At 51.0% G+C, this 21,575-nt stretch carries 21 protein-coding genes and 1 tRNA gene; 7 read left to right on the top strand and 15 right to left on the bottom strand.

Annotated features, from left to right (window positions below; all coding sequences use genetic code 11):
* Positions 1-23 precede the first annotated feature (23 nt).
* From ACQ6WK_RS14025 to ACQ6WK_RS14015, 3 genes are all read right to left on the bottom strand, one after another.
* Positions 24-479: an SRPBCC family protein gene (locus tag ACQ6WK_RS14025; RefSeq protein WP_432798008.1), complete on the bottom strand. Its 456-nt coding sequence runs from the start codon at positions 477-479 to the stop codon at positions 24-26.
* A gap of 60 nt (positions 480-539) precedes the next feature.
* Positions 540-896, bottom strand: a complete 357-nt coding sequence (locus ACQ6WK_RS14020; protein WP_432798007.1) for an ArsR/SmtB family transcription factor — start codon at positions 894-896, stop codon at positions 540-542.
* Between the two features lie 356 nt (positions 897-1,252).
* Positions 1,253-2,593, bottom strand: coding sequence for an aspartate aminotransferase family protein (locus ACQ6WK_RS14015; protein ID WP_432798006.1), 1,341 nt, complete (start codon positions 2,591-2,593; stop codon positions 1,253-1,255).
* Between the two features lie 378 nt (positions 2,594-2,971).
* On the opposite strand from ACQ6WK_RS14015, the gene ACQ6WK_RS14010 reads away from it, so the two are divergent.
* The 3 genes from ACQ6WK_RS14010 to rmuC all read left to right on the top strand — a co-directional run bounded on the left by ACQ6WK_RS14010 (position 2,972) and on the right by rmuC (position 6,558).
* Positions 2,972-3,469: a hypothetical protein gene (locus tag ACQ6WK_RS14010; RefSeq protein ID WP_432798005.1), complete on the top strand. Its 498-nt coding sequence runs from the start codon at positions 2,972-2,974 to the stop codon at positions 3,467-3,469.
* 179 nt (positions 3,470-3,648) lie between these two features.
* Complete coding sequence (locus ACQ6WK_RS14005) at positions 3,649-4,896, top strand: glycosyltransferase (RefSeq protein WP_432798004.1); 1,248 nt, start codon at positions 3,649-3,651, stop codon at positions 4,894-4,896.
* A gap of 93 nt (positions 4,897-4,989) precedes the next feature.
* Entirely contained in the window at positions 4,990-6,558 is a 1,569-nt protein-coding gene (gene rmuC, locus ACQ6WK_RS14000) for a DNA recombination protein RmuC (protein WP_432798003.1), read from the top strand.
* On the opposite strand, the gene ACQ6WK_RS13995 is transcribed toward rmuC, so the two are convergent.
* From ACQ6WK_RS13995 to ACQ6WK_RS13975, 5 genes are all read right to left on the bottom strand, one after another.
* Positions 6,555-7,310, bottom strand: coding sequence for a GNAT family N-acetyltransferase (locus ACQ6WK_RS13995; RefSeq protein ID WP_432798002.1), 756 nt, complete (start codon positions 7,308-7,310; stop codon positions 6,555-6,557). The genes rmuC and ACQ6WK_RS13995 overlap by 4 nt on opposite strands.
* A gap of 111 nt (positions 7,311-7,421) precedes the next feature.
* The gene (locus ACQ6WK_RS13990) at positions 7,422-8,198 is read right to left on the bottom strand and encodes a TIGR00730 family Rossman fold protein (protein ID WP_432798001.1); all 777 of its coding nucleotides are present in this window, start codon (positions 8,196-8,198) and stop codon (positions 7,422-7,424) included.
* 181 nt (positions 8,199-8,379) lie between these two features.
* The gene (gene rplT / locus ACQ6WK_RS13985) at positions 8,380-8,745 is read right to left on the bottom strand and encodes a 50S ribosomal protein L20 (protein WP_432798000.1); all 366 of its coding nucleotides are present in this window, start codon (positions 8,743-8,745) and stop codon (positions 8,380-8,382) included.
* 130 nt (positions 8,746-8,875) lie between these two features.
* Positions 8,876-9,097, bottom strand: coding sequence for a 50S ribosomal protein L35 (gene rpmI / locus ACQ6WK_RS13980; RefSeq protein ID WP_432797999.1), 222 nt, complete (start codon positions 9,095-9,097; stop codon positions 8,876-8,878).
* A gap of 194 nt (positions 9,098-9,291) precedes the next feature.
* Positions 9,292-10,944 (bottom strand): hypothetical protein, encoded by a 1,653-nt coding sequence (locus tag ACQ6WK_RS13975; RefSeq protein ID WP_432797998.1) that lies wholly within the window; start codon positions 10,942-10,944, stop codon positions 9,292-9,294.
* Positions 10,945-11,274: 330 nt separating this feature from the next.
* Between ACQ6WK_RS13975 and dnaN the strand changes: the two genes are divergently transcribed.
* Entirely contained in the window at positions 11,275-12,375 is a 1,101-nt protein-coding gene (dnaN, locus tag ACQ6WK_RS13970) for a DNA polymerase III subunit beta (RefSeq protein ID WP_432797997.1), read from the top strand.
* 79 nt (positions 12,376-12,454) lie between these two features.
* On the opposite strand, the gene ACQ6WK_RS13965 is transcribed toward dnaN, so the two are convergent.
* The 4 genes from ACQ6WK_RS13965 to ACQ6WK_RS13950 form a co-directional block, all read right to left on the bottom strand.
* On the bottom strand, positions 12,455-13,138 hold the full coding sequence (locus ACQ6WK_RS13965) for a hypothetical protein (protein ID WP_432797996.1): 684 nt from the start codon (positions 13,136-13,138) through the stop codon (positions 12,455-12,457).
* 393 nt (positions 13,139-13,531) lie between these two features.
* A complete protein-coding gene (rpmG, locus tag ACQ6WK_RS13960) occupies positions 13,532-13,711 on the bottom strand; it encodes a 50S ribosomal protein L33 (protein WP_432797995.1) in 180 nt (59 codons plus the stop codon).
* A 303-nt stretch (positions 13,712-14,014) separates the two neighbouring features.
* Entirely contained in the window at positions 14,015-15,220 is a 1,206-nt protein-coding gene (gene tuf / locus ACQ6WK_RS13955; protein WP_432797994.1) for an elongation factor Tu, read from the bottom strand.
* Between the two features lie 190 nt (positions 15,221-15,410).
* A tRNA-Thr gene (locus ACQ6WK_RS13950) sits at positions 15,411-15,483 on the bottom strand.
* Positions 15,484-16,281: 798 nt separating this feature from the next.
* On the opposite strand from ACQ6WK_RS13950, the gene ACQ6WK_RS13945 reads away from it, so the two are divergent.
* The 3 genes from ACQ6WK_RS13945 (at position 16,282) to ACQ6WK_RS13935 (ending at position 17,779) form a co-directional block, all read left to right on the top strand.
* Complete coding sequence (locus tag ACQ6WK_RS13945; protein ID WP_432797993.1) at positions 16,282-16,542, top strand: NifU family protein; 261 nt, start codon at positions 16,282-16,284, stop codon at positions 16,540-16,542.
* Positions 16,543-16,671: 129 nt separating this feature from the next.
* Positions 16,672-16,947 carry a carbon storage regulator gene (locus ACQ6WK_RS13940; protein WP_432797992.1) on the top strand — a complete coding sequence of 92 codons (276 nt, stop codon included), beginning with the start codon at positions 16,672-16,674 and terminating at the stop codon, positions 16,945-16,947.
* Between the two features lie 82 nt (positions 16,948-17,029).
* Positions 17,030-17,779 (top strand): class I SAM-dependent methyltransferase, encoded by a 750-nt coding sequence (locus ACQ6WK_RS13935; RefSeq protein WP_432797991.1) that lies wholly within the window; start codon positions 17,030-17,032, stop codon positions 17,777-17,779.
* A gap of 5 nt (positions 17,780-17,784) precedes the next feature.
* On the opposite strand, the gene ACQ6WK_RS13930 is transcribed toward ACQ6WK_RS13935, so the two are convergent.
* From ACQ6WK_RS13930 to ACQ6WK_RS13920, 3 genes are all read right to left on the bottom strand, one after another.
* The gene (locus ACQ6WK_RS13930; protein WP_432797990.1) at positions 17,785-19,344 is read right to left on the bottom strand and encodes an MFS transporter; all 1,560 of its coding nucleotides are present in this window, start codon (positions 19,342-19,344) and stop codon (positions 17,785-17,787) included.
* A gap of 145 nt (positions 19,345-19,489) precedes the next feature.
* Positions 19,490-20,254, bottom strand: coding sequence for a sulfite exporter TauE/SafE family protein (locus tag ACQ6WK_RS13925; protein ID WP_432797989.1), 765 nt, complete (start codon positions 20,252-20,254; stop codon positions 19,490-19,492).
* 65 nt (positions 20,255-20,319) lie between these two features.
* Positions 20,320-21,525, bottom strand: a complete 1,206-nt coding sequence (locus ACQ6WK_RS13920) for a hypothetical protein (protein WP_432797988.1) — start codon at positions 21,523-21,525, stop codon at positions 20,320-20,322.
* Between the last annotated feature and the right edge of the window lie 50 nt (positions 21,526-21,575).

Here is a 21,575-nt window from a genome sequence, read left to right as displayed (position 1 = left end):
AGTGCGGCGTATGGATGAGATTTTTATTCACTGTCGACATATTGCTCAAGGGTAGTGAAGCAGCCGTTCCATCCTTGGGTTTGGTCGTTGCGTGATTCGTCATTGGCGAATCCGACCTGGATGAAAGTCATTTCCGTACCTGTTTTTGTAGGTTTAAGTGTCACTGTGCATGTTGCGGCTGGGTCATTGTCTGACTCTGAGCATGACTTCCAAGTAAAGATGATTTTGTTGCCGGGATCGAGTTCACGGAATTCGCCACCCATATGGTATTCCTTATCGCCTTCGTTAGTGACGAGTTTCATGCGGTACTGGCCACCGACTTTTGCGTCGATGGTGCAGTTGGTACAGGTCATCATGTCGGCGCTTGGTGTGAACCATTGTTTGCGTTGGTTGGGGTCCATCCATGCGTTATAGACGGTCATGGGGTCGGCATTAAGATTACGTACGATGGTTAAAGTTTGGTCGGTTGATACAGGCATTATTTTGCTCCGGCTATGTGGTGTTGTGATTCGATAAGGTCTAATTGACGATTAGACCGTTTAAGATTTTGGCTTAGGTTTATTTTTAGATTGGCCTTCAAGGAAGCGTTCGAGTGAATCGAACTGGTTTTCCCAGAAGATGCGATAGGTTTCGACCCATGTTGCAGCGGATTTGAGTGGGGCAGCTTGGAGATGGCAGCGGCGGATGCGCCCTTGCTTGTGTTGTTCGACGAGGCCAGCACGTTCAAGGACGCGGAGGTGCTTGGAAATGGCGGGAAGAGACATCTCGTGCGGCTCGGCGAGCTCGGAGACGGAGCAATCGCCTTCGGTGAGACGGGTGAGAATGCTTCGCCGTGTGGGGTCGGCAAGTGCGGCGAAGGTTTTGTCGAGTTGTGCTTCTTTGCTGACGGTGACCATGTGTGAGCTCCTGATAAATGGCGTTTTGGGGCTTCCTGCCTGCCACGAAATAATATTTAACCAAACGGTTAAATAAAAGTCAAGCCTTGTTTTTGAGGGATTTTGAACAGTTTTAAGGATAGATTTGCATCGTGTACTGTCGTCGTGAAGGGGGCAAGCGTGGCATGTGAGTGGCATTAATCGACTTCGCGATGGATAGAAGTTTGTGAGTAGCTGTATATCGTGGGGGCCGAATCAAAACAGGACGCCCAAACTGCTCGGCGTCCCGTCTATTCTTCATACGAACTACATGTATGAAGAGCATGTTGTGCAAGGTCTAACGCATGGTTAGACATGATTCCCTAAAGCCTGAAATTTTAATCATCGTTCATGGTTGCGAGGCAGGCATCCATCTTTTCATAGAGCAGGTCCATGTCTTCGATGGTGACATCGATTGGTGGGCGGAAGCGGATGGATCGTTCGCCTGCACCGATGAGGATGGTGCGTTGTTCTTGAAGCATCTTGCCGATGAATTTGCCTTTGTCGGACATGCGGTGGAAACTGATGCCTTGATAGACGCCCATGCCGCGGACATTGAAGATCAAGTCGCTGTGTTTGTCGACAAGCTTATTGAGCATGGCAACGAAATGTGCTTCTTTTTCAGGGATTTGATCAATATAATTGTCTTTCTGAATGATCTCCATTTCCTTGCAGACACGCACCATGTCGACGAGTGATCCGCCCCATGTTGAGTCGAGTACGCCTTCATCGGCCATGGATTCTTTCATGTATAGAACGCCATTGCCAAATTTCTTTGCGACAGCGATCGCTTGCGGTGGGTGAGGGAGATCGAACTGATCCATGCAGAACATGGAGCCGGTTTGTCCACCAGCAGTTTGAACTTCATCGACACCGAGATAAGTATCGTATTTGTGAGCAAGTTCGCTGAGAGCACGATAGAAGCGTGGTGCGGCAATGCGGTGTCCGCCTGCACCTTGAATGGGTTCGAAAATGATGCCGACGATTTCATCACCGAAAAGACGGAGTTGTGCTTCAAGGAAGTCGATGGCTTGTTGTGTTTTTTCTTCGTTGACTTCATCGGATTGTGAGTGGTCGATGGCGGGGAAGGGGACTTCGATATTGGCGGCGACCATGCCATGGAAGTTCTTTGTCATGACGGGGTCATGACGAAGTTGGGTGATGTTGAGTGCGAAGACGGTGCGGCCGTGGAACGCGCAGTCGAAGTAGATGAAGCGGCGGACACCTGGGTTGCGGCCTTGCGCTTTGCGTTTTTGGTCGTGCATGTTGATGAGGTATTTGAGCATGTTCTCAACGGCTTCGGCGCCGGAGTTCACGACGTAGAGCTCTAGGTCTTTACTATCCATGCACTTGGGGGCGATTTCGCGCATGAGGCGGTAGTAGTCGAGGCATTCCTGGGTGAGGAAGTCGGGGTTGGCAATTTTGTGATGAGCAACACTGAGGAGCTTTTGCTCGTAGGCGGGGTCTTTGGTGTCGGGATGGTTGTGTGAGAGGAGCTTTGCTCCGTAGTACCCGCCCCAGTCGAAGAGCTTGTCGCCGTCGATGGTAGCGAGATACATGCCTTCGGAGGCAGGTAGGTCTACGGTGTAGGGGTGTGGGTCGACGATGATGTACTTTTGGAGTTCATCGAGGATTTTTTCTGATTTGGGGCCGGGGAGCGGCTTAGTTTGTGTTGTCACAACATTACCCCTTTCATATCAAGGGTTTGAGCCAATTTTAATGTCACTGATACAACGGTTGGCGGGGCCAATGTCTTATATAATATCTCGTCTAAAAGACGTATTTCAAGTGAAAGAATGAGGGTATTCACTGAAAAAAGTGTGGTGAGTACGAAAATCGATGTTTAGTGGGTTTAAAGTGTGAAAAATTTTTTTAGATCGAGATGTGATTTATCCAGAAATGAGGGAGCATCATACAGTCGTTAGAACCGTTTATTTCAGATCAGTGGCTGAGTGAATTATGGGACATGCCGGTGTTGGGGTGGCGATTTTCCTCATAAAAACCGATATAGAGTAATGTGATCATGTTTATTCATCAGGGGGTTGTGGAGCATTGTCATGAGCGTGATGGGAACTGGCGTGGCAGCCGGCGTGGCCCAGACAGCCTTGCAGGGTCAGCAGCAAGCCAAGAAGCGCGACAAGAAAGTTAGAGAACAGGATCAGACGGCCAAGCACGTGCGGGATGTGTTTGAAGCGCATATCAAAGGCCTCGAAGAGAACGAAGCAGATGAAAACACGTCCGCGCGTCTTCATGTAGATTCACAACTCCGTGATCATCAGGAACCAATTGACGATGCACCGCAGCGTGGCGCGAATGATAATGCAGTGGCGGGTGAACTTGCGGGGCAGGATGAGATTGATCCAGCGGCCATCGAAGCGCAGCAACGCGAGATTGCACGTCAAATGCTTGGTGCATTAGAAAACGGTGTACTTCCGCATATGCCGACGCCAGATCACGGACCAAATCAATCATCTCCACCATCCGCCGAAGCAAGCCAAGCGGAGCAGTCTGATCCTGTAAGTCCGCTCTACAAGCATCTTGATGTGAAGGCTTAAAGAGATAGAAAATCGGCCCCACACCCCATCTCAACGATTCAACTTAATTAAAAGCGGTTTTGGCACGATCATTTCAGGTTGCCTACGCTTCTATACGATGAATATCCCATAGGGAGAAGCTCGTGTGCGTGATACAACGCGCGCTTCGATAGGATGATGGATCAAGACAGAAAGCACCCATGAAAATAGCCTACCTGACCAATCAGTACCCCAAAGTGTCGCATGCGTTTATCCGCAGGGAGATTTTGGCGTTGGAGTCTCAAGGGTTTGAGGTGTTGCGTTATTCGATCCGCCCGACACCGGACAAACTGGTTGATGCGCAAGATGTGGCCGAGGAAAGCAAGACGCGCATTCTGTTGGCTGGTGGATTATTTGGTTTGATATGGGCGACAGGTTTAGTGAAGCTGCGTCACCCGTTTCGTTATACCAAAGCGGCAATGCAAACAGTGAAGATCGGTTGGCGATCAGAGCGTGGTTTGCTTATTCATATGATCTATTTAATGGAAGCCGCTCGATTGTTGCGATGGTGTAAAAAGGAACGTGCGGATCATGTGCATGTTCATTTTGGGACGAATCCGACAACGGTGGCGATGCTGTGCAAAATGATGGGTGGCCCAACGTTTTCAATGACGGTGCATGGGCCAGAGGAATTCGATAAGCCGATCGCGATTCATCTTGCGCGCAAGATCAAGGAAGCAGCGTTTGTGGTGGGGATCTCATCGTTTGGTAAGTCGCAGTTGTTCCGTTGGTGTTCGCATGAGCATTGGGGGAAGATCAAGGAGATTCATTGCGGGGTATCGCCGAAGTTTTTGGAGATGCCGTTGCAGACAATTGGTGAGTCGAAGAAGCTGGTTTGCGTGGGGCGGTTGTGTGAACAAAAAGGCCAACTGCTTTTGATGCAAGCGGCGCGGCGGCTTAAGGATGAGGGGCATGACTTTGAATTAATTTTGGCTGGTGACGGTGAGATGCGGCTGGATGTTGAAGAACTGATTGAACGATACCGTTTGCAAGATCATGTGACGATTACAGGCTGGGTTTCATCGGAGCAGGTGGTGGAGTTGATTGAGCAGAGCCGGGCGTTGGTGTTGCCGTCTTTTGGGGAAGGTTTGCCAGTGGTGATCATGGAGGCGCTCGCGTTGGGCCGTCCGGTGGTGTCGACGTATGTGGCGGGGATCCCGGAGCTGGTGCACGATTGCACGAACGGGTTTTTGGTGCCGGCGGGGAATGTGGTGGAATTGACGCGCGCGATGCGGCAGTGCTTAGAACTGCCAAGTGGGCGGCTGGAGGATATGGGGCGTACTGGCCGTAAGCAGGTGGCGGAGAAGCACGATGCGTCCCGGGAAGCGCGGAAATTGGCCGGGCTGTTCCAGGAATACGGTGGCGGTGGTGGCAAGAAAAGCGCTGCTGTTAAAGGATCAGATGGGTAATCTGTATTATCTGTGAAGTGCATTGTTGGTCGGTGACAATGAGGTGTCATTGCGGGGTGCACGCTGGGATGTGGGGATGGTAGAATCGGGGGTATGGACCCAATCACGATTATCTTTCTGGTGTTGTTTCTTGGAGCAACGATTGCGGCGGTGGTGTTTGTGATGCGCGCGAAGGTAGCGGTGAAACACGCAGCTGATCTTGAGAAGGAACTGACACAATCAGAATCGCAGGTATCGTCGTATCAGGCGGAGATTGATGCGATGAAAGGGGAGATGGGTAAGCACCAGCAAGACTTGGCACTGGCGCAGCAGGAGATGGCGCATCTCGGTAAGCAGATGAAGCAGTTGGAATCGTTGTCGGTAGAAAAACTGGATGAGCAAGAGGCGAAGTATAAGGGATTGATGGCGGAGAAGCTGGCGCATGCAAATGAGCAGAAGCAGCTTCTGGAGGAGGAATTCTCGAAACGTGAGAAGCAGCTGAAGAAGCAGTTTGATGAAACGCAAGCGTCAGCAGAGAAGTCATTTCGATCTTTGGCGAGTAAGGCACTTGAGAATTCAAACGAGCAATTTTTAAAGTTGGCGAAAGAGAAACTTAAGGGTGAGCAGAAGGATGCGAAAGCGAACTTGAAGGAGCGTGAAACGGCGATTAAGAATCTGGTTGATCCGATCCGCGAGAAGCTTGAGAAATATGATAAGACGATCCATGAAATCGAGCAGTCACGACAGAAAAGTTATGGAGAGTTATCGCAGACGGTGAAGCGGATGATTTTGGATCAGCAGGGATTACGGGATGAGACGGCGAAACTGGTCGGTGCGCTGAAGCGGCCAGAGGTTCGGGGACGGTGGGGTGAGATGCAATTGCGGAAGGTGGCGGAGCTTGCGGGAATGATCGATCATTGCGACTTTACCGAGCAGGTAAGTGTTGATGGTGGCAAGCTACGACCGGACATGGTGGTGAACTTACCGTCAAGTAGACAGATTGTGATCGATGCGAAGACGCCGATTGATGCCTATGTTGCCGCGCTGGAGACGGTGACGAAGGAAGATCAGATTGCGAAATTAGAGAAGCACACAAAGAATATTGTGAAGCAGGTGGATGAGTTATCAAAGAAGAAATATGCGGAGCAGTTTGAGCGGACCCCGGACTTTGTGGTGATGTTTATTCCGGGCGAGGCGTTTTTGCAGCCCGCGGTGATGGAGCGGCCGATGCTACTTGAGGATGCGATGGAGAAGGGTGTGGTGATTGCGACGCCGACAACGCTTATTGCACTGCTTAAAGCGGTGGCGATGGGATGGCGAGAAGAGGCGCTTGCGGAGAATGCACGGCAGATTGCAGCTGTGGGTAAGGATTTGCACAAGCGACTGGCAACGTGCACGAAGCATTTGGAAAACCTCGGCAAAGCGGTAACCAAGTCAGTGGAGCACTTCAATAAGTTTGTGGGGTCGTACGAATCGCAAGTGATGAGTAAGGCGCGACAGTTTGAAACACTAGGCGCAGGATCGAATAAGAGCCTGCCAACGGAAAGTGATGGGAGCTACGGGCAGATTGAGATGATGACACGTAGTGTGAAGGTGATCGAATCTCAGGTGGTGGAGGATGATTCTTCTGAGGATGCGTCTAATCAGCGATTAGAGGTGCATGATGTGGATGGGGATAGTTAATCAGCAAGGATGTAGTTTTTGATGATGAAGTCGTTTTGGAAGCCGAGCTTGCGGTAGAGGCCGGCGCCCATGGTAGAGGCTTGAAGGACGGCGCGGGTATAGCCTTGCGCGATGGCAAGGTTAAGCAGATGACGCATGATATGTTCAGCGAAACCTTGGCGGCGGAAATCGGGGTGGACGCCAACGCAATAGATGCCAGCAAGATTGTTTTGGGTATAGAGCAGGCCGGTGCCGACGGGCTGGTTGTCTTTATAGGCGAGAGTGTAGTGGATGTCTTGCATCGTATAAGTGAGTAGTTTGGGGGCGATGATGTAGTTGAAGGCATGCGGGTAGAGATCGGTCCAGGTTTTTGCTGCGGACTCGGTGGTGACGTGCTGGAAAGTGAGGGATGTGTTTAACTCATAGGGGTCTTGAAGGTGTGTGGACATGGCAACAAGTTCGGTTTTATTGATAAAGCCGGCGGCATCAAGGTGGGCGTGGTTGTTTGAGTTATAGATGTCAAAGTAAGGCACGACGATGGGATAGCCATCGGGTGTGATGATGGGGATAAGTGCTTTGGCTTCTGTGACGATTTCAGGGTTGATGTCAGAAGTGAACCAGAGTCGGTTGGGCCATTGCGATTTGGGAATGATGGCGGTTTCGAAGTTGGAGTGAGATTGATGGCCATCAAGTGGGACAGCAACATTGCGCCACAGCGAAGTGAGTGACTGGTAGTTGGCTGTTTTGATGTCGAGTATGTCAGATTGTGGCATGGTGATTATTTAACTGCCAAGTGGCAGGCTTGATTTCATCTTTATCATAAAGGAACCTATCCGCGGAGTGAATGGGCGTGAGTGTTTGTTTTAGGGAGAATTACTTTTGTGTTATGACTCGTTGGGTTTGGTGGTGTCGCGGAGGTGTTTGAGGCCGGGCTCGACGATGCCGGATTGGCCTTTTTTAACCTGCTGGATGATGGGATCGGGGATGGTGGGTTCGGTGCGGGCGGCCCATTGATCTTGGTTGAAACGTTTGACGATATAGTCGACGGCTTCTTCAGTATCGTCGGTGAGGTGAAAGAGGTCCATGTCTTCAGGGGAGATGGTTTTGTATTTGTCACGCATGGTAGCTTTAACCCAGTCGAGCAGGCCAGACCAGAAGTCGGTGCCGACGAGGACGACGGGGAAGGGTTCGATCTTGAGTGTTTGGATGAGTGTCATGGCTTCGAAGAATTCATCGAGCGTGCCGAACCCGCCGGGGTAGACGATGAAGCCGCAAGCGTATTTGACGAACATGACCTTGCGGACGAAGAAGTAGCGGAAGGAGAGTTCGTAGTTTTGGTAGGAGTTTGGATCTTGTTCCATCGGGAGGTTGATGTTCAGGCCGATGGATTTGCCGCCTGCCTCAAACGCGCCCTTGTTGGCTGCTTCCATGATGCCGGGGCCACCACCGGTGATGACGGCAAATTCACGTTCTGCGACTTTGCGAGCGGCTTCTACGGCTGATTGGTAGGGTTGTTCTTCGGGTTTGGTGCGTGCGGAGCCGAAGATAGAGATGGCAGGGCCGACCTCTGACATGACTTCGAAACCGTCGACGAATTCAGAGATGATGCGGAAGAGTCGCCAGGTTTCACGGTTGAGTGCGGTGTCTTTATCAAACGGCATGAGATCATTCCTTCGATCGTGATGATTACTTGGTTGAGTGGGTTACAGATGACCACGTCTGGGTGGCGGCGCCCACAAAAAAATCGAGTCTTCATCATGAAGACTCGATCAAATATTTTACCTGAGCGAACGTAGCTGGCCAGCATTTTTTTAATGAGGCATCGTACGTGACTGGCTGATTTTATTTTTTAGCAGCGATAGCGGCCTTGGCTTTTTCGACAATGGCATCGAAGCCGGCTTCGTCGCGGATGGCGATCTCGGAGAGCATCTTACGGTTTAGCGCGATGTTTGCTTCCTTGAGGCCTTGGATGAATCGGCTGTAGTTCATGCCACGCATTTTGACGGCAGCAGAAATACGGATGATCCAGAGTTGGCGGTATTCACGCTTGATGAGGCGGCGGTCACGGTAAGCCATCACGCCTGCACGGACGACGGCTTCTTTCACACGGCGCCATTGTGAACGACGAGCCCCGCGGTAACCTTTTGCTTTCTTGAACCAGCGGACTTTCGCCTGACGGCGGGCCGCACCTTTTTGTGTACGTGGCATGTTATGCTCCTTATCGCGACGGCGGGGGCCAGTCAGTTTGGCTCTGGCACTTGATTCCCGACTCGCAGAATGGGGTGAAGACAGATCAACTCTCAGCCACGTGCTGATCTATCCATTCTGACTTGTTCTATTACTCAGCAGTATCAGCAGCTTTGACAGGCTTGTGAAGCATGCGGGAAAGACGTTTGACATCACCTTTGGTCGCCAGCGCCGTGCCACGGAGCTTGCGGAGTTTGTCGCCACTCATGTGGCTGTTCAGGTGACCCTTAAACGGCTTACGCCACTTCACTTTGCCCTTGGCTGTGACCTTGATGCGCTTAAGCAATCCTTTGTGAGATTTCAGCTTCGGCATTGGTAAGTACCTTCCTTAACCATTAAAACGAGCCCAACATTGTAGTCAGTGGGTGGGGCATTGCAAATGGCGAGAGGGCGGGGCAAGCAGTCGGGGATTGGGCGTGGAAATGGGTTTGATGAAGCGTAGCAAAAAGCCCATCCGGATGGCGAATGGGCTTGATTTAGAAGTCGAATTTAGTCTGCTAAGCTTTGTTATTCAATGACTTGCGCCATCTCGCTTGTTGTGGGCGTGGGGGCGAGATGGGCGTCGATGCGGCCGTATTTGCCGGGCTTTTGTTCAACCATCACCAAGACAGCCCCATCATTGCCAAAGACGATCTTGCCGCCGGGGGCGAGGTCGTGGAACGGGGCACTGGCGGGCTTGCCATTAATGATGAGCTGCTTCTTGTCGATGCGGCTACCAATGAAGGCGACGTGCTTGGCGTTGGGGCTGAAGACTAGTCGGGTGATTTTTGATCGCATACCGAGCATGACGCCATCGACGACAGCCACATCACGATTGTCGATGTTCGCGATATAGGCAAGGCGGTGAGCGTTTGTACCGGGGATGATGGGGCTGAATTGGAGCGAGCCGGGGTTGATGCCGTCGTATGCCTCGGAACGACGGGTGATACCATCTTTGGCGTCCCAGACTCGCCACTTACCGAGCAGGTCGCGGCCGGCGTAAGCGATACGCCCTGTCTCGGAGAGGATGAGCCCATTTTTGAGTAAGCCGGTGGTTTGGCCGAGGATTTTGCCATCAAGGTAGAGTTTCCAGTGCCCATCTTGTTTGATGCCGAAGGCGAGGTGTTTGCCGCTGGCACTGAGTCGGAGTGATCCAGAAGCGATGGCGTCAAAAGGTTCGTCGAGGGGTTGCCCGTTTACGACTGCACGCCATGTGGTGCTGCCGACGGTTTGGTGTGTCGCAGCAATGGCGCTGCCGTCGTGGCTGAGTGCGATGTCGCCGGGGGTGCGTGTGCGGCAGGCCGAGATGGCTTTGCCGTTGACATACAGATCCCACCAACCAGGCTTGGATTGTGCCCACCATGCCGCATGTTTGCCGTTACCGGAAAAATGGATGTTGTTTTTGAGATTGATATAGCCGCCCCAGACTTGGTCGCGCTGGTTGGTTCTTCCGACACGGATGATATGCCATTTGTCACCGCGACGGGCATGATAGAAAACATCGCCGCCTTGTTGGGCAGTGAAGATTTTGTTGCCGATTTGCATCCAGCGGGAATCCGATCGTCCGTTGATGTAGATCCGCCAGATGCCATCGGACATCGCGCGATAGGTTAGGACGTGACCGTCAGCGGTGAACTTGATGCTGTCGCGATCGATCTTTTGGAAGGGACCGTCAGCCGCTTTGTCATCGAGCAAGACATAACGTTTGAGATCTTCGATACCGACGTAGGCCATGTGCTTGCCGTTGGAACTGAAGATGATATCGCCTTCAGGTTGGTAATGTCGTTCGTCAAGTGTGCGATGGTTGACGCGCTTGAACCACTGACGGTTGTCGCTAAATAGAGCGTGGACTTGATCGGTTTGAGGTTGGAAGCTGAAGACGGGCTTAGCGAGTCCGTAGTGATGTGTTGTACCGTCATGGATGAGTGCATAGCCAGTGAAGTCGATGGCATGTACTGCCACGCCAGCGATATGTTTACCGTTGGGGCTGACGCGAACGGTTTGCTTTTCCAAGGACCACTGCTGCTGATCAGTAACCAGCGGCGTGTACTCATAAAAAGAGGCCAGCGGATCGGCTGCCCACAGTGCGTGAGGCGCGATCGACGCTGACCCGATGACGGTCAGCAGCGGTAAGCAGAAACGAAGAGCAGTGGCCGATAAGTATGCTTTCACCTTTACCATACCCACAAGATCGGCGGGTTCCAGCATTTTCTTGCCAAATGTGGGCGTGCTGGGAGGCAAAAGCGGAGCCGCTGCCGTCGTAACCCTCCTATTTTGTCATGGGATGGGGCGATATCAGAAAATGGTTGACGTAGCTGAGCGACGGGGAGAGCGGATTGAGCGGCCTGTTTCCACAAGGATTCCACGGGCGTTTCAGGAGTTCGGTCTGGGGGTTGTCGAGCGTCGAATTGCTTGCTGAAACCGCCGCTCTCGGATACTTTGATACGCTCTAAAATAGCTGTTTTATGACAAATGTTACGCCAAGTTAGAACGCCGGAAAGGCAGACCCCCATGAAAGTCATCTGTGATCGCAGTGCCCTGGTTGAATCGCTGAATCTCGTCGGCGGCGTGATTATCTCGCGCACACCGAAGCCGGTGCTGACCTGTGTTAAGGTGACTGCGGAAGGTGATGTGCTGACATTAGCAGGTACGGATATGGAAGTCGCCGTGCGGCTGACCACGCCACGCGTCGAAGTGACCGAGTCCGGCGAGATGCTTATTCCCTCAGACAAGCTGCAGCAGATCGTTCGTGAGTCAGTTGATCCGACATTGACGATTGCGGCTGACGGCGAAGCGGCGCACATCACTGGGCAAGACTCTAAGTTTAAGATCTATGGCTACGGCGTGGATGACTTTCCACCAATCCCTGAGTTTGATGGCAGTGCGGATTTTGAAATCTCTGCAGAAGAATTGCACCGCTTGATTGCGATGACGATTTTTGCGACAGCTCGTGAGAATTCACGGTATGCGATCAACGGGGTACTCATGGAACGGGACAAGAACAAGCTTTCCGTTGTGGCGACTGATGGTCACCGATTGGCACTGGCGAAGGGTCATTGTAATTCTCAGAATGACACGCCACAGAGTGCGATCGTGCCGACCAAGGCGTTGAATTTGCTGTTGCGTTTGTTTGATGATGCAGAGCAAACTGTGAGTGTGAAGATTCAGGATGGGCAGATATTGTTTGCGACTGAGCAGGCGGTGCTGTCGTCGAATCTGGTTGAAGGAAACTTCCCGCCGTATGCGGATGTGATTCCGAAGGACGGTGACAAAAAGGCAACGATTGCGACGGATGTGTTGGTAAGTGCAGTACGACGTGCTGCTTTGCTTACGAATGAAGAATCCAAGGGCGTAAGATTAGCGTTTGATGAAGGCGGATTGACGCTTTCATCGCGTGCTCCTGAGATGGGTGAAGCTGAGATTAAAGTTGAGATTGATGAGTACAACGGAGATCCGGTCGAGATCGGATTCAACCCAGCTTATATGTTGGATGCACTGAAAGTGGCCGATGAATCGCAGGTACATTTGGATATGAAGGCAGGCAATAAGCCGGGTGTGCTGCGAACGGGGCCGCAGTTCCTGTATGTGATTATGCCGGTGAACTTGCAGTAAAATACCTGTCTGGTGAATAGAAAAAAAGACCCGCTCGTGATTGAGCGGGTCTTTTTTATATAAGCGATGTTGATAGCTGTTATTTGCGGTCAGATTTTTCAGGTGCCGCATTCATTGTTTGATTACGTGTGGGATAATTGTTCAGGTCTTGATCGTAGGAGAACTTAGTGCCTGCGACTGAGCCTGTTAGCGCGATGCCGGTATCGGTGAGCTGGTAGATCTTGGTACCTTTCATCACAAGCGCTTCGCCTGAAGTAGCACCACCCTTGGTTTCGCCGGTGCTTTCGTCGACGGTTTTCCAGTCGGAGCTGCCGCGTGCACCCCATGTCCAACCACTGCGGATGAATTGGCCCATGGTGCCTGCGTCATCGAAAATCATGACGAGCTGGAACTTGCTTTGGCCAACGCCCGGGCCAACACCGAACGAACCCATTCGCATGTATGTGTTCTTGCCGGTTTCATTATTGTGTGCGATGCCATATCCATCAGAGCCGGTAACAACAAGGTAGCTGGTGCCAACAGTGCTGAAGACGGCATAGCCCGCAGCATCCTTGATCTCTTCGCGTGTCTCCGGCATTTGAGTGTACAGTCGATCCAGTGTTTTGGTTTCCATTTCTTGGATCGCGTCACGCTTGTCGGCAAAGGTTTTGCCTTGTGGGTTTGAGCAACCCGCGAGGACAGCAACCAATGCGCCAAATAGCGCGATCATTGTCATAACACCTAAAAAGTTTCCGGCTGCGATACCACGTTCCCGTAATTTCATATGATTTCCCCATTCTCAAAAAAACTTGGTCAAACTGATGGACAATCAGCTTGCGCAAGCTGATTACGATTTACGTTTTGTGCTGGAAAGTCAGAGCTTTTTGCCAGCGGAGAACATTAGACCGACGGTATAGCATTTTCTCATAGGTTTTCCCCGCAGCCGTTGATTCTTTGACGGAGATTGCTTACCCGTAGATGAGAAGTAAGGAATTATGGGGCGTATTTAAGATCTTTAGTATGAAGCATCAATTGGGCATAGAAAAACCGCGATCGATCTGATCGCGGTATGTATGTTTTGCTTTGAGGTGGTATTGTACTAAAGCGTGGCCCGTAGAAATTTGTTATGCCTGAGGCAATAGATTTCTTGGTATAGCACACTGTGTTACTAAGCGGATTACTTACGCTTGATCTTGTGGAGTGTGTGCTTGCGGAGGCGAGGGCAGTACTTTTTCAGGCCGGCTTTGAGCTTTTCGGGCATGCCGCCTTTGACGTTGACGGGTGTGCGGTAGTTTAGGTCTTTGCACTCGGTGCACTGAAGCCAGACGTATTCAACTGCTTGGGCTTTTTTTGCCATGATCTAAATCCCATGTATTCGGGTGGGTGAAACTGTCTTTGGGCGGTGCGGTGTTTGTGTGTTGCACGGCCTAGATGTTAGTCCAGCATTATCCCGCATTCGAGGGCTGGATGCAAAGCGGGGCTTTGATACGGCGGATTGAAGGCGGATGTTGCTGGGATCTCGGTTGCGGACGGGATTTCATGGCCACCAATGGGGTGGGTGATATGAAACAGCCGCTTCTGAGAAAAACCGGGCCTCGGACTTTCGTCCGAGGCCGGCGAATTTTTGTGTTCGAACCATCAAGGTTCCCGCAGAGCGAGATTATTTGATGATCTTGGTCACAACACCAGCACCGACGGTGCGGCCGCCTTCGCGGACAGCGAAGCGGAGTTCTTCTTCCATCGCGATTGGCTTCTCGCCGAGGTCGATCTTCATGGTGATGTTGTCACCAGGCATGCACATTTCTGCACCGCCCTGAAGTTCGATACCGCCGGTGACGTCAGTCGTGCGGAAGTAGAACTGTGGTTTGTAACCGTTGAAGAATGGGCTGTGACGGCCGCCTTCTTCCTTGGTCAGGACGTAGACTTCGCCTTCGAAGACGCTGTGAGGCGTGATGGTCTTCGGAGCGGCAAGAACCTGCCCGCGTTCGATTTGGTCTTTTTCAACACCACGGAGCAAGCAACCGACGTTATCGCCAGCCTGGCCCTGATCCATGGACTTGTTGAACATTTCAACACCGGTGACGGTGGTTTCTTGTGTGTCGCCGAGGCCGACGATTTCAACCTTGTCGCCGACGTTCACAACGCCACGTTCGATACGGCCAGTTGCAACGGTACCGCGGCCCTTAATGGAGAAGACGTCTTCGATTGACATCAGGAATGGCTTGTCGATTTCACGCTCAGGCTCTGGAACCCAAGTGTCAACAGCATTCATGAGGTCGCCGATGCATGCGTTAGCGGTGTCATCGGAAGGATTCTGAAGTGCTGGGAATGCAGCACCGCGAATGATTGGGGTGTCTTCTTCGAAGTCGTACTTGGTGAGAAGTTCCTGAACTTCGAGTTCAACGAGGTCGAGAAGTTCTTCGTCGTCGACAAGGTCAACCTTGTTGAGGAAGACGACAAGTTTAGGCACGTTCACCTGACGAGCGAGCAGGACGTGCTCACGTGTCTGTGGCATGGGGCCGTCGTCAGCAGCGACAACGAGAATCGCGCCGTCCATCTGAGCAGCACCGGTAATCATGTTCTTGACGAAGTCGGCGTGGCCCGGGCAGTCAACGTGAGCGTAGTGACGGTTTTCCGACTCGTACTCGACGTGTGACGTAGCGATGGTCACGATCTTGGTTTCGTCACGGCGGCCGTCGGATGCAGACGCTTTAGCGACTTCATCGTATGGCTTGTGCTCGGCGAGACCCTTGGCTGCCTGCACAGCGGTGATTGCTGCGGTGAGAGTTGTTTTGCCGTGGTCAATGTGGCCGATGGTGCCGACGTTGACGTGTGGTTTTGTACGTTCGAATACGCCTTTTGCCATTGTTGCGAACCTCCGCCAGATTGAGCGTATTCAATCCGGGCTTGTCTGAAGAAAACGGGACATTCAATCTTATTTGAATAGACCCTCAACGTGTTTCGTGAAAGTCTGTGTGTCCGGGCTACACCCCGAACGACTAAATTCCGTGTTACATACAAGGCCATTCTAGCCTTATACGGGATAAATATCCGAAAGCCACCCATGGGACTTGAACCCACGACCTCACCCTTACCAAGGGTGTGCTCTACCAACTGAGCTAGGGTGGCAGCACTGACTTGTGTCAGTTCACGACTGATCGGTGATCAATCATGATATTGATGCAATTTTCAGGCTGCACAGGCGGCCGGGGGCGAGTCTTTCCGAGTGCTGAACCATCGAAATCATGGATTGGCTCACACTCTGGACCCATGTCACTGTTTCGGGGAGGCTGCGCACAGCATGAAGCTGGTGACAGAGTCACCCGATTGAGTGTAGCTAAAAAAAGTAACAATCAGGCGTATTCAAGTCAAACTGGCATAGGTGATTTGGGGGAAAAATCTTGATTAATTTGACGCTAAGAGGCTTATTGAAATAGGTGAGAGAGGGGAGGTGGGTGTGGGCATGGATATGATGATGCAGGTATTTCTCCAAAGAGCTAAATTTGAAATCTATCTATATGTAGGTGCGTTGTTATGTATGTTGATCAAGATTAAGGAAGGTGGAGAGAATCGAAGGAGCCGTGGAGCGGAGGGATGGCGGATTTTCAGCAGATAGTGCATTTGTCTGCCGCTAGTGAATCTGGGGTGAACCCTTAGGTTTTGAGACGTGTATGGAAAACATGTGCAATAGTAGTGGAAAGAGACGATGCTATGTAAACATATAGTGGATAATGATTTGCAAGGTATAGGATTAGGGTTGTGTTTGAGTGCGACTTGTGTGTTGGGAAAGCGAACCGCACGTCATTCGCGACTTCCTGGGCATTGTTCGCGATCAGATGTAAGTCTATGATATAGAGACGCAAGTGAAATTAAGGATGGCTTTGGGCGGAGATGCCTGTGGTCATCGGGTTATAAGTAAGGAAGTTTATGAGTCAGGAAACCAAGAACAGCAGCGCGCGAAGTGTTTACGAGCGTGTTGATGAGATCATTGAAAAGATCCGGCCGGCGATTCAATCCGACGGCGGTGATCTTGAATTGGTCGAAGTGACAGATGAGGGCGTGGTGCGCGTTCGTTTGCACGGCGCTTGCATTGGTTGCCCCAGCAGCGGTATGACGTTGCAATTGGGGATTGAGCGCAATGTAAGAGAAAAAGTTCCGGAAATCGTGAGCGTAGAGCAGGTGCTTTAGGCGACGGCCTGGAATCTGAAATAGATGACATGCTGGGTCCCTGCGACGTTGCGGGGCAAGAGCAGTGATGACGATAGATGGTGCCCAACAATTTCAATATTTAATAGTGTTGGATGTATGAGCCCTTGTATGTATGAGGGTGTGAAAATTGCACGATCGGATTGTCATGGCGAAGGACCGCAAGGTCTGGCAGGAGGCACAGTACCAATGCTTGCGCTTACCCGAAGAATTGGCGAAGAAGTTGTGATTGGTGATCCGAAAGATCCGCTTGGCGTGATCCGAGTGGTTGACATCCATGGGGATAAGGTCCGTTTGGCATTTGATTTTCCGCGTGATTGTCAGATCAATCGGCGGGAGTTGGCAGACCAGAAGGCTGCGGGCGTGGAGAAGCCGGACGGCAAGTGATTGTTGGGGGATCGGATGCATATTGTTTTTTGACCCCGTGATTCAAGTGACGGCATATCTGTGGGGCTGAAGGAATCTGAGTGTGCTAGGTGATTTTTCGAAGCAGGCAGATGCGTATGCTAAGGCCCGGCCGGATTATCCTGTGGCTATGTTGGATCGAATCATTGAGCGGTTGGAAATCAGTGCGGGAGATTGTGTGGTTGATATGGCGGCGGGAACAGGGTTGCTAACCGGGCAACTTATTGAGCGGGGGCTTGATGTGGTGGCGGTGGAGCCGAATGAATCCATGCGGAAGATTGGTGAGAAGATGGTGAGTGGGGCGCGGTGGATTCATGGAACGTTTGAGCAAGTCGATCTTGAAGATGATAGTGTTAAATGGATGGCGATTGGCCAAGCGCTGCATTGGGCTAACTTGGATAAGGCGCTGCCAGAGCTTGCACGTGTACTTTGTGAAGGTGGATGCTTTACTGCCATGTGGAATGAGCGTGAGCATGGAGCAAATGATGTTGTTGATTGGACGCATAAAGCGGTGCATCGTGCTGCCTCAGGGTATCGGCAGAAGTATGACAAGCAAGAGGGGTACTTGGCTGAAATTATACGCAGTGGGTTGTTTCAGCTATCGCATAAGGATGTTGCTTGGCATGTAGTGAGGATGGACCGGGAACGGTATTTGAATTTATGGCGGAGTCATAATCATCTTCGCGTGGAGGCTGGGGAGGAAAACTATGCGAAGTTTATGAATGAACTTGAGGTCTATCTTGAAGATAGGCAAGTTGAGATGGTAGATGTGCCGTACGTATGCAGGTCGTGGAGTTATATGGTGAAGAAGTGATGTTGTTAATTGCCATGATCTGAAGGAACTGCGAAGAAGTGGTGTTTTTTGGGGATGATGATACTTGCAAAGATAGTGGTAAGTAGTGCGATACCAGCTAACACGAGTACTGTTGCTGTGAATGCAATGTTGATGTAGTCGATGGTCATGTTCAGATATGTATGCCATTCTCCGGGTGAGATCACTTTTAGATGATTGATTTGATGCTTGTTGCCGCCAGCAATTTTGTACAGCGTTTCGCGGATGTTTTCAGGCGCGCTTGCAAGATGTCGATGGAGCATGATGCTAACCATGGTTTGATAGATTGACCCTGCGAAGGCGATCCCAAGAGCAGCTCCGATCATAGATGAAGCTTTAAAAAGGGCTGCCGCTCGTCCGGCCGCTTCATGGGATGAGGCAGCGAGTGCTGCGGCGGTGATCGGTGATGCAAAAAGTCCGATGCCAAGCCCGATGATGAGGAAAGGAGCAAGCATAGCATTGTAACCAAGGTGCGGTGTCAGTAGGCCGATGACTAAGCAACCAGAGGTGAGCATGATCATGCCGACGGAAGTGGGCATACGTGCGCCAGCGTGATTGTAGATTTTGGAACCGATCTGCAAGGTGAAGAGGATTGATAACGTGGGAGGTAGGAGTAAGAGTCCCACTGTAAAGGGTTGGTAATCCATGACGATTTCAAGATAGATCGCTGCGTAGAGTACGAGTGACGCAAAGACTGTATTTGAGATAATATTGACAACATTTGCGCCGAGGAACGCGCGGTCTTTAAAAAGTATAAGTGAGGCGACAGGGTGTTTGGTTTTGTGTTCAACAAGGATGAAAATGGCAGAGGCAAGAAGGCCGAAGAAAAATAAGCCAAGGGTTGAAGGTTGGAGCCAGCCAGTTGAACCAGATGCAATGGCACTGTAGATGATGGCAAACATCGCAATCATAATGAGCGCAGCGCCGAGATAGTCCATGTACGCTTTGTCGGGGCGAGTGTAGATTTTTTTGACTGATGTGAGTGTCAGGATAAGTGTGATGATGGCAAGCAGTGTTGTGAGGTGGAATGCCCATTGCCATTGAGTGGTTTCTGCGGCAAACCCGCCAATGCTAGGGCCTAGTGCTTGAGCAAACCAGGCAAGGCCGATCCATAGCCCGATGGCCGTGGTACGGACTGGTGGGTGAAATGAAACTTCAACGAGTGCAAGCGAAGCAGGGAGCATCATAGCACCGCCGATGCCTTGTATGGCTCGACCTGCGATAAGCCATTCAATATTGCCAGCAAAACCGCAAATGGCACTACCGACAATAAAACAGATAAGCCCGATGCTGAGGATGTGTTTGCGACCGTAATTGTCAGCAAGTCTGCCAGAGACAATGATGAATCCGCCGCAGAGTGAGAATATGCTGACCGCCCATTGAAGTTCGCTGAGTGATGCATTGAGATCTTTTTCGATCATTGGCAGATCGGTGTTGAGAATGGTGACATTGAGCCAAACCACAAAGCTACTGAGGATCAGCGCAGCAAGTGTGAGCCAATCTTTGGCCCGGAATGTCTTGAATGATGTTTGAGGGTTTGCGTTCATGGATCGCCCGATGTTGTTTAATGTCGGGCGGATGGTTGTGGGTATTTGCTGCTGAGTACAAACAGCTAAGCGTGATACGCATGCCGATAATGAAGCAATATAGAATGGAGAATCAGGCCTATTTTTATAGGCGAAAAAGACTTAATCATGATGTGGTGAATGTTGTGTAGATCAGATTGATGCCGGTAATGATGGCAATGGTGATGACGAAGAAGAAGATGAGGCGGGCACCTTTTTTGATAGCGAGTTTGGCACCAATGAGTGCGCCAATGATAGCTCCGATGGCGATGACGGCACCTTTGACATAATCGATTTGTCCGTAGTAGGCGAAAATAGCGACGGAAACAAATCCGAAGAAGAATGCGAGTGTGACTTTAATCGCGTTTGATTTAACGAGATCTTTGGCGTGGAAGATGGCGATGCCGGCAAGAAGAAGGAGTCCAACGCCTGCTTGCATAAACCCACCATAGAAGCCGATGAGGTAGAAGACAAAGAGTTCTTTGATGGGAGTGGGTTTGGTGCGATGCCTGGTTTCAAGGAGGATTTTGGGCTTGAGGATGAAGGTAAGAGCCATAAGGATCATGGCGATACCGAAGATGAGTTGGAAGGATTTTGGTGGGAGGATGGCCGCAGCACCTGCTCCGCATACGGCACCGACGATAGAAGGGATGAGCAGACGCAGCATGAGACGATAATCAGTGAGGCCGTGCTTAAGAAAAATAGAAGATGACGTGCCCGCATAGAAGATGACGGAAAAACGATTGGTGGCGTTGGCAATTTGTGGAGGAAGATTAAAAAAGTAGATGAGTGCAGGTATGGTGAGGAAAGAGCCGCCGCCAGCAAGTGTGTTAACAAATCCGGCGATCAGGCCAGTAATGGCGAGAAGAATATACAGGATGTAGTCGGGCATGCAGGGCAGTTTAGCGGTGTATGGAGTGCGGGTCCAGCAACGCCTTTACCCGTTTTAGTAAGGGTCTAATCGTGAGATAGACGATTGGCACGTTTTTGTAGATCAATTGCTTGGTCGTATTGACCGGCTTGCGCCGCAGCGGCTGCCGCAAGTTCGAGGTGATAGGATTGTTCATGGTTGGAGCGATCACAGAGCTTGAGAGCGATATCGAGTGCAGTTTGAGGATCGCGTAAGGCTGGGTCTGGGCAGGTTGTGAGTAATTGAATGAGATGGATGGTGATGATGTCAGAGGGCGTTGTGGTGAAGTAGTAAGCGAGTTCAATGTCATGGAGTGCGCGGGTCCAATCTAGATGGTTTATGTGTTCGTGATAGCGTAGGTGGTACGGCTCTGGGCTGTTTCGGTTGACAGCGATAAGACGATCGTATTGTGCGTATGGCGGATCAATGTGTCCTTCAAGTAGTGGTGTGGGCTTTTGATGGATGACTTCGTTTAGCTCTGTGCGGCAAGTGCGGCAGAGATCGCTTGGTGGCCCGAGGTTGAAAATGGTTGCTACGAGTGAGTGAGGATCGATCCCATTATAAAGGATGCAGTTCGTGTTGGTACAGTGATTGCTGCCGGTTTGGGTACTGTGTGACTTATCGTAGGGCAGACCAAGTGCATGGCACATTTCATGGTAGATAACCAGTTCCCATGTGCGATCAAGGGAGGTGAAGGGAAGTTCACGAGCCATTTGCTTGATATTCTTTGCATTGAAGACGATGTAGTTGGTGCGCAAAGTGATGTTTTGTTTTGTGTTGGTGACGACAGGAGTAGTGTACTGAGCACGACTGCGAAAATCGTCAATGTCCGGTGTGAACAGAAGGAAGATTGATGGTGCAGTAGGATGATCGACTTTACTCATGAGGTAGGAGATAGCCATTTGCATCTGATACTGCGTGATACTTTGCGGGGAGACATCTGAAAAAATGGGCGGATAGAAAATAAGGTTGAGCTGGCCAGCGATGTTATGTTGATAGCGATTGACCGCATGTTGGATTGCATCTTTAGGTAGCGGTGAGCCAGCGATGTGGAAAATATGAAGATTGACTTGCTTGGCGTGGATGAGCGGTATGTTGGGTGGATGATTGATGTTTGAACGTGTGAGGTTAGTGTTGTGTGTGCAACCAACAATTACCGTCATGATGACAAAACACATCGCGTACCACGGGCTGCGCAGCAGGATGGATCTACAAAAGAACCATTGCATCATATGCGGTTGTTCATCAACCATGAAATGTGTCCGGAAGTAAACACAGGTGTAGGGCGCAACACATCTAACAA

Source organism: Poriferisphaera sp. WC338, assembly GCF_050931845.1.
In the GTDB taxonomy this organism is placed as follows: domain Bacteria; phylum Planctomycetota; class Phycisphaerae; order Phycisphaerales; family Phycisphaeraceae; genus Poriferisphaera.
This window is presented reverse-complemented; position numbering and strand designations above follow the sequence as displayed.

Coding starts and splice junctions, on each gene's coding strand:
- rmuC (WP_432798003.1), top strand. CDS start 4,990: ATGGACCCAATCACGATTATCTTTCTGGTGTTGTTTCTTGGAGCAACG.
- tuf (WP_432797994.1), bottom strand. CDS start 15,220: ATGGCAAAAGGCGTATTCGAACGTACAAAACCACACGTCAACGTCGGC.
- ACQ6WK_RS14005 (WP_432798004.1), top strand. CDS start 3,649: ATGAAAATAGCCTACCTGACCAATCAGTACCCCAAAGTGTCGCATGCG.
- ACQ6WK_RS13945 (WP_432797993.1), top strand. CDS start 16,282: ATGAGTCAGGAAACCAAGAACAGCAGCGCGCGAAGTGTTTACGAGCGT.
- dnaN (WP_432797997.1), top strand. CDS start 11,275: ATGAAAGTCATCTGTGATCGCAGTGCCCTGGTTGAATCGCTGAATCTC.
- ACQ6WK_RS13995 (WP_432798002.1), bottom strand. CDS start 7,310: ATGCCACAATCTGACATACTCGACATCAAAACAGCCAACTACCAGTCA.
- ACQ6WK_RS13940 (WP_432797992.1), top strand. CDS start 16,672: ATGTATGAGGGTGTGAAAATTGCACGATCGGATTGTCATGGCGAAGGA.
- ACQ6WK_RS13920 (WP_432797988.1), bottom strand. CDS start 21,525: ATGGTTGATGAACAACCGCATATGATGCAATGGTTCTTTTGTAGATCC.
- ACQ6WK_RS13975 (WP_432797998.1), bottom strand. CDS start 10,944: ATGGTAAAGGTGAAAGCATACTTATCGGCCACTGCTCTTCGTTTCTGC.
- rplT (WP_432798000.1), bottom strand. CDS start 8,745: ATGCCACGTACACAAAAAGGTGCGGCCCGCCGTCAGGCGAAAGTCCGC.
- ACQ6WK_RS14025 (WP_432798008.1), bottom strand. CDS start 479: ATGCCTGTATCAACCGACCAAACTTTAACCATCGTACGTAATCTTAAT.
- ACQ6WK_RS13990 (WP_432798001.1), bottom strand. CDS start 8,198: ATGCCGTTTGATAAAGACACCGCACTCAACCGTGAAACCTGGCGACTC.
- ACQ6WK_RS13930 (WP_432797990.1), bottom strand. CDS start 19,344: ATGAACGCAAACCCTCAAACATCATTCAAGACATTCCGGGCCAAAGAT.
- ACQ6WK_RS14020 (WP_432798007.1), bottom strand. CDS start 896: ATGGTCACCGTCAGCAAAGAAGCACAACTCGACAAAACCTTCGCCGCA.
- ACQ6WK_RS13925 (WP_432797989.1), bottom strand. CDS start 20,254: ATGCCCGACTACATCCTGTATATTCTTCTCGCCATTACTGGCCTGATC.
- rpmG (WP_432797995.1), bottom strand. CDS start 13,711: ATGGCAAAAAAAGCCCAAGCAGTTGAATACGTCTGGCTTCAGTGCACC.
- ACQ6WK_RS13965 (WP_432797996.1), bottom strand. CDS start 13,138: ATGAAATTACGGGAACGTGGTATCGCAGCCGGAAACTTTTTAGGTGTT.
- ACQ6WK_RS14010 (WP_432798005.1), top strand. CDS start 2,972: ATGAGCGTGATGGGAACTGGCGTGGCAGCCGGCGTGGCCCAGACAGCC.
- rpmI (WP_432797999.1), bottom strand. CDS start 9,097: ATGCCGAAGCTGAAATCTCACAAAGGATTGCTTAAGCGCATCAAGGTC.